The 7,102-nt window shown below is 72.7% G+C and carries 5 protein-coding genes; all 5 read left to right on the plus strand.

The genetic code is table 11. From position 1 onward, the window contains the following. Positions 1 to 51: 51 nt before the first annotated feature. Positions 52 to 1,221, plus strand: a complete 1,170-nt coding sequence (locus CCN51_RS43190) for a sensor histidine kinase (RefSeq protein ID WP_014175139.1) — start codon at positions 52 to 54, stop codon at positions 1,219 to 1,221. Between the two features lie 148 nt (positions 1,222 to 1,369). Beyond that, positions 1,370 to 2,497, plus strand: coding sequence for a phenylalanine--tRNA ligase subunit alpha (pheS, locus tag CCN51_RS43195; protein WP_043486448.1), 1,128 nt, complete (start codon positions 1,370 to 1,372; stop codon positions 2,495 to 2,497). Continuing rightward, positions 2,497 to 5,022 (plus strand): phenylalanine--tRNA ligase subunit beta, encoded by a 2,526-nt coding sequence (pheT, locus tag CCN51_RS43200; RefSeq protein ID WP_014175137.1) that lies wholly within the window; start codon positions 2,497 to 2,499, stop codon positions 5,020 to 5,022. Before pheS ends, pheT begins: the two co-directional genes overlap by 1 nt. Before the next feature lie 275 nt (positions 5,023 to 5,297). Beyond that, positions 5,298 to 6,479: a PP2C family protein-serine/threonine phosphatase gene (locus CCN51_RS43205; RefSeq protein ID WP_014175136.1), complete on the plus strand. Its 1,182-nt coding sequence runs from the start codon at positions 5,298 to 5,300 to the stop codon at positions 6,477 to 6,479. Positions 6,480 to 6,601: 122 nt separating this feature from the next. After that, on the plus strand, positions 6,602 to 7,102 hold a 501-nt coding region (locus tag CCN51_RS58490; RefSeq protein ID WP_483883468.1), incomplete at its 3' end, for an NsdA family TPR-like regulatory protein.

Here is a 7,102-nt window from a genome sequence, read left to right on the forward strand (position 1 = left end):
AGGGTCTGTCGTCAAAGGGGGCGTCCGGCCGCGAGCGGAGGGGGTGCGGGGATGGACGTCAGGACCTCCGGCGCCAGGTCGAGTGATGCTTGTGCGCCCGGGGCGCGCCTGCCCGCCGAGTATGCGCGGTGGGAGCCGGACGAGGCGACGGCGGGCCTCGGCGTGCACCCGGACGACCTGCCCGACGGTCTGGTCATCGCCGATGAGACCGGCCGCGTCACCTGCTTCAACGCCGCGGCGGCCCGGATCACCGCGACCCGCCAGGCCGACGCCCTGGGGCGGAAGCTGGAGCGCGCGCTCCCGTTAGAGGACCTGGAGGGGCGCCGCTGGTGGGTGCTGACCGATCCGTACGGGGGCCTGGCCACCCGCGTCGGCCAGCCCGAGCGGAACCTCCTGCTGCCCGGCGGCCGTGAGGTGCTGGTCTCCGCCCGCTATGTGCGCGAGCGGCCGATAGGGCCGGTGCGCCGGGTCGTGGTCTCGCTGCGCGGCACCGAGGCGCGCCGCCGCACCGAGCGCAGCCACGCCGAGCTGATCGCCACCGTCGCGCATGAGCTGCGCTCCCCGCTGACCTCGGTGAAGGGGTTCACGGCCACGCTGCTGGCGAAATGGGAGCGCTTCACCGACGACCAGAAGCGGCTGATGCTGGAGACCGTCGACGCCGACGCCAACCGCGTCACCCGCCTGATCGCCGAGCTGCTCGACATATCGCGGATCGACTCCGGCCGGCTGGAGGTGCGCCGTCAGCCGGTCGACATCGCGGCCGCGGTCCGGCGCCACGTCCAGGCGCTGACCGCCTCGGGTCACTCCTCCGGGCGCTTTCTCATCAAGGTGAGGGGGCCGCTGCCGGGCCTGTGGGCCGATCCGGACAAGGTCGACCAGGTGCTGGGGAACCTCCTGGAAAACGCGGTGCGCCACGGCGAGGGAACCGTCACCATTGAGGTGGCCCCCGAGCTGGTCAAGCCGGCCGCGGAAGGCCCCCCTGTCGAAAGGACCGCCGTCACCGTGAGCGATGAGGGCCCCGGTATCCCGGAGGAGTCGATGAGCCGCGTCTTCACCCGCTTCTGGCGGGGCAGCAAGCGCGGCGGCACCGGCCTGGGCCTGTACATCGTCAAGGGCATCGTCGAGGCACACGGCGGGACGATCACCGTCGGCCGGGCCCACGGCGGCGGCGCGGAGTTCCGATTTACCCTGCCCGTGGCTACCCCGGCCTACCTGGCCTGAGGAGCCCACGGGCCCACACCCGACCGGGGCCCGGGGCGTCCCCCGGAACAGCGCGGTCCAGCGCCCTTTAGACTCGGCTTTTGGCACCTTTGGCGCACCAATGGTCGAGGCAGGCCGCGCAGCCAGCCAATCGGAAACACGGGAAGAGATGTCGGCACCGAATAAGTCGTACGACCCTGTCGAGGTCGAGGCATTGAAACCAGAAGAGGTCGCCCGGATGCGGGACGAGGCGCTTGCCGCCGTCGCCGCCGCCGGTGATCTCGAGGCGCTGCGCGAGGTGAAGGTCGCACACACCGGCGACCGCTCGCCGCTGGCGCTGGCCAACCGCGAGATCGGCGCGCTGCCGCCGCATGCGAAGGCGGACGCGGGCAAGCGCGTCGGCCAGGCGCGCGGGGCGGTGAACAAGGCGCTGGCGGCCCGGCAGACGGAGCTGGAGGCGGAGCGGGACGCCCGGGTGCTGGTCGAGGAGGCGGTGGACGTCACGCTGCCGTACGACCGGATCCCGGCCGGCGCCCGCCACCCCATCACCACGCTCTCCGAGCGCATCGAGGACGTCTTCGTGGCCATGGGCTACGAGGTCGCCGAGGGGCCCGAGGTCGAGGCGGAGTGGTTCAACTTCGACGCGCTCAACTTCCCGCCGGACCATCCGGCCCGCGAGATGCAGGACACCTTCTTCGTGCAGGGCGCGAAGGGGCAGGGGGGCGACGGGTCCGGGGTGGTGCTGCGCACCCACACCTCGCCCGTGCAGATCCGGTCGATGCTGGACCGGAAGCCGCCCATCTATGTGATCTGCCCCGGCCGGACGTTCCGTACCGACGAGCTGGACGCCACCCACACCCCGGTCTTCCACCAGGTCGAGCTGCTGGCCGTCGACGAGGGCCTGACCATGGCCGACCTCAAGGGCACCCTGGACCACATGGTCAGGGCGCTGTTCGGGGAGGGCATGTCCACCCGGCTGCGGCCGAACTTCTTCCCGTTCACCGAGCCGTCCGCCGAGATGGACATGCAGTGCTATGTGTGCCGCGGCGCCTCGGTCGGCAACCCCGACCGGCCCTGCCGCACCTGCTCCAGCGAGGGCTGGATCGAGCTGGGCGGCTGCGGCATGGTCAACCCGCGGGTGCTGATCGCCTGTGGCATCGACCCGGAGAAGTACAGCGGGTTCGCCTTCGGGTTCGGCATCGAGCGGATGCTGATGTTCCGGCACAACGTGGAAGACATGCGAGACATGGTCGAGGGTGATGTGCGCTTCACCCGGCCCTTCGGGATGGAGATCTGATGCGGGTCCCGCTTTCTTGGCTGCGGGAGTACGTCGATCTGCCGGCCGGTGAGACCGGCCGCGACGTGCAGGCCAAACTCGTCTCGGCCGGGCTCGAGGTCGAGACCGTCGAGCAGCTGGGCGCCGGGCTCAAGGGCCCCCTGGTGGTCGGCCGGGTGCTGGCGATCGAGACGCTGGAGGGCTTCAAGAAGCCCATTCGCTACTGCCAGGTCGACGTCGGACAGGCGAACGGGACGGGCGAGCCGCAGAACATCATCTGCGGCGCGACCAACTTCGCGGTCGGCGACAAGGTCGTCGTCTCCCTCCCCGGTGCGGTGCTGCCCGGCGGCTTCGCGATCTCGTCGCGCAAGACGTACGGCAAGGTCTCCGAGGGCATGATCTGCTCGGCTGCCGAGCTGGACATGTCGGACGATCACAAGGGCATCATCGTGCTGCCCCCGGAGTACGAGGTGGGCACCGACGCGATCGAGCTGCTGGAGCTCGTCGACGAGGTCCTGGACATCGCCGTCACCCCGGACCGCGGCTACTGCCTGTCGCTGCGCGGCATCGCCCGCGAGGCCGCCACCGCGTACGGGCTGCCGCTGCGCGACCCGGCCCTGCTGGACGTGCCCGCGCCCAACGCGCACGGCTACCCGGTCCAGGTCGCCGACCGGATCGGCTGCGACCGCTTCACCGCGCGCACGGTCACCGGACTCGACCCCGAGGCGCACTCCCCGATCTGGCTGCGGCGCAGGCTGCAGAAGGCCGGGATGCGGCCGGTCTCGCTCGCCGTCGACATCACCAACTACGTGATGCTGGAGCTCGGGCAGCCGCTGCACGCCTACGACCGGTCGCGGGTCAGCGGGGCGATCGGCGTGCGCCGCGCCGAGCCGGGCGAGAAGTTCACCACCCTCGACGGCACCAAGCGCGTCCTGGACGCCGAGGACCTGGTGATCACCGACGACAACGGCCCGATCGGGCTCGCCGGTGTCATGGGCGGTGCCAACACCGAGATCGCCGACGCCGTGACCGACCCCGAGACCGGCGCCGTCCAGGGCACCACCGACGTGGTCATCGAGGCCGCGCACTTCGACGCGGTCTCCATCGCCCGTACGGCGCGCCGCCACAAGCTGTCCTCCGAGGCGTCCCGGCGCTTCGAGCGCGGCGTCGACCCCGAGGCCGCCTCGGCCGCCGCCCAGCGCACCGTAGACCTGCTGGTGCTGCTGGCGGGCGGCACCGCCGAGGCGGGCGTCACCGAGATCATCGCGCCCAGCGCGCCCCGTACGATCACGGTGCCCGCCGACCACCCGGACCGGGTCGCGGGCCTCGCCTACGGCCGGGAGACCGTGGTGCGCCGGCTCCAGCAGGTCGGCTGCGACGTCTACGGCGCCGACACCCTCACCGTGACCGTCCCCAGCTGGCGGCCGGACCTGCGGGACCCCAACGACCTCGCCGAGGAGGTCATCCGGCTGGAGGGCTACGAGAACCTGCCCTCGACCCTGCCCCAGCCGCCGGCCGGCCGCGGGCTGACCGAGCGCCAGCGGCTGCACCGCCGGGTCGGCCGGGCGCTGGCCGGCGCCGGCTATGTGGAGGCCCTGAACTACCCGTTCATCGGCGAGGAAGTGCTCGACCAGCTGGGCCTGGCCGCGGACGACCCGCGGCGCGACGTGGTCCGTCTGGTCAACCCGCTCTCCGACGCCGAGCCGGCGCTGCGCACCACCATGCTGCCGGGGCTGCTCGCGGCGCTGCGGCGCAACGACGGCCGCGGAACGCACGACCTCGCGCTGTTCGAGACGGGGCTGGTCTTCCGGGCCACCGGCGACGAGCCCCCGGCGGTCAGCCTGCCGGTCGACCACCGTCCGTCGGACGAGGAGATCGCCGCGCTGAACGCCGCGCTGCCCAGCCAGCCGCGGCGCGCCGCCGTCGTCCTCGCGGGCGCCCGCGAGCAGGCCGGCTGGTGGGGCAAGGACACCCCGGTGAGCTGGGCCGACGCGGTCGAGGCGGGGCGGATCGTGGCCCGTGCGGCCGGGGCCACGCTGATCGTCCGCCAGGACCAGCAGGACCCCTGGCACCCCGGCCGCTGTGCCGCGCTGCTGGCCGTCGTCGACGGCCAGGAGATCCTTGTGGGCAACGCCGGTGAGCTGCACCCCCGGGTCACCAAGGCCCTCGGCCTGCCCGAGCGCACCTGCGCGATGGAGATCGATCTCGACCGCCTGGAGCGGGCGGCCGAGGGCCCGGTCCAGGCCCCGCATGTGTCCACCTTCCCGGTGGCCACCCAGGACGTCGCGCTCGTCGTCGACGCGTCGGTCGCCGCGGCCGATGTCGAGGCGGCGCTGCGGGCCGGTGCGGGTGAACTCCTCGAATCGCTGCGGCTGTTCGACGTCTTCACCGGCGAGCAGCTGGGCGAGGGCAAGAAGTCCCTGGCCTACGCACTCCGCTTCCGCGCCCCCGACCGCACGCTGACCGCCGAGGAGGCCTCGGCGGCCCGTGACGCGGCGGTCGCGGCGGCGGTCGAGCGCACCGGGGCGGTGCTGCGCGGCGCCTGACGGCTTCGCCTGAGTGTTCTTCGCCTGAGTGGTGGTGGGGGCGCATCCCGTACGCGGGGTGCGCCCCCACCGCATTGGGGGACCGTTTGCCGCTGCTTCGGCGTGGCGTTCGGCAATGCGGCGAAGAACTTCTCACCCGATCAGGTGAGAATCGGAGTCTGACTACTCATTTTGACAGAAGCTGTCGAAAGAATCGTCCCGGTCGCACGGCCCGCGCAGCATCGACCACCAGGGCCCGGCCAACCGCCTCATTGGCCGGCGTTGGGGGACGACACATGATCGGGACATGGGCAGTCGGCGGCGCATTCGTACCGGGTGCACGGGGCCGACGGGCCTTCATCACGGTCATCCCCTGCCTCTGGGTGCTCGGCGCCCTCTGCTGGGAGCTGCTGACCCCGCATGACACCGAAGTGGTCCCGCTCCTCGCCGCGGCGCCCGCCATCGCCTGCGCCAGCAGCGGCCGCCGCCGATGCATCCTGCTGCTCGGCGGCGCGAGCGTGCTGTTCGCCCTCGGCCCGCCGAGCACCCTGGAGCCCGACGGCGATGTGGAGGAACCACACGCGAGCCTGGTCAGCTGCGGCGCCATCCTCGCCGTGGTCGTCGCCAGCTATCTCACCAACGGCCGCAGACTGCGGCTGGTCCGCGAGCTGGAGCAGCTGCGGGCGGTGGCCGCCGCCGCGCAGGACGCGGTGCTGCGGCCGCTGCCGGCCCGTCTGGACGGCATCGAGATGGCGGCCGGCTATCTGTCGGCCAGCCGGGGCGCCGCGGTCGGCGGCGATCTGTACGAGGTGCTGGCCACCGCGCACGGCGTCCGCGTGATCATCGGAGACGCCCGCGGCCACGGCCTGGGCGCCATCGGCACCGTCGCCGCCGTGCTCGGCAGCTTCCGCGAGGCCGCCCACGACGAGCCCGGACTCACCGACGTCATGCGCCGCCTGGACCGCGCCCTGCAGCGCCATCTGCACGAGCGCGCCCTGGGCGATCCCCCGGCCGGCGAGGAGCAGAGGACCCCGGTCGCGGAGGAGTTCGTCACCGTACTCCTGCTCGAAGTCGGCGCCGACGGCGAGCTCGCCGCCCTCAACTGCGGCCACCCCTGGCCGTATCTGCTGTCCGAGGAGGCGACCGGCGAGCCGCGGGTGCACCGGCTGGACCTGGGCGAAGTGCTGCCCCCGCTCGGCCCCTTCGCGCTGCCCGACGACCTCCCCGCCGCCCGCGGCGCCCCGCTGCAGCCCGGCGACGCGCTCGTTCTGCACACCGACGGGGCCGAGGACGCCCGCGACGCGCACGGGACCTTCTTCGAGCTCGGACCCGCCCTGGTCAAGGCCGCGGGCACCGGCCCGATCGTCCCCGCGACGGTCGTCGACGGAGTGCGGTCAGCGGTGCTGCGGCACACCGGCGGCCGACTCGCCGACGACGTCGCCCTGCTGGCACTGCGCAACGAGGCGAAGACCGGCTGAGCCCGGACGACCGGCTGAGCCCGGTCACTTGACACCCCGTGGCAGTTCACACCCCGTGCGAATCGACCTCCGCTACGCTGGCCATGCGGGGCACGCGGCTGAGGGCGCATCAGGAGGGGGCCATGGAGCCCAACACACTGCTCGACTCCGTACTCGACGAGGCCGGGATCTCCCATGCCGGGCTCGCCGCGCACATCAACGAGGCGGGCCGGGCCCGCGGCATGAAGCTGCGGTACGAACACACCGCGGTCGCCCGCTGGCTGAAGGGCCAGCGCCCCCGCGGCCAAGTGCCCGACCTCATCTGCGAAGTGCTCGGCGAGCGGCTGCACCGCGCGCTCACCCTCGACGACATCGGCCTCGTCGAGTACGGAGTCGAGCAGTGTGTTGGGCTCCATGGCCCCCTCCTGATGCGCCCTCAGCCGCGTGCCCCGCATGGCCAGCGTAGCGGAGGTCGATTCGCACGGGGTGTGAACTGCCACGGGGTGTCAAGTGACCGGGCTCAGCCGGTCGTCCGGGCTCAGCCGGTCTTCGCCTCGTTGCGCAGTGCCAGCAGGGCGACGTCGTCGGCGAGTCGGCCGCCGGTGTGCCGCAGCACCGCTGACCGCACTCCGTCGACGACCGTC

The organism is Streptomyces milbemycinicus (assembly GCF_002154605.1).
In the GTDB taxonomy this organism is placed as follows: domain Bacteria; phylum Actinomycetota; class Actinomycetes; order Streptomycetales; family Streptomycetaceae; genus Streptomyces; species Streptomyces milbemycinicus.

Excerpts from the sequence above, each read along its gene's own strand:
- pheT (WP_014175137.1), top strand. The coding sequence starts at position 2,497 with ATGCGGGTCCCGCTTTCTTGGCTGCGGGAGTACGTCGATCTGCCGGCC.
- pheS (WP_043486448.1), top strand. The coding sequence starts at position 1,370 with ATGTCGGCACCGAATAAGTCGTACGACCCTGTCGAGGTCGAGGCATTG.
- CCN51_RS43205 (WP_014175136.1), top strand. The coding sequence starts at position 5,298 with ATGATCGGGACATGGGCAGTCGGCGGCGCATTCGTACCGGGTGCACGG.
- CCN51_RS43190 (WP_014175139.1), top strand. The coding sequence starts at position 52 with ATGGACGTCAGGACCTCCGGCGCCAGGTCGAGTGATGCTTGTGCGCCC.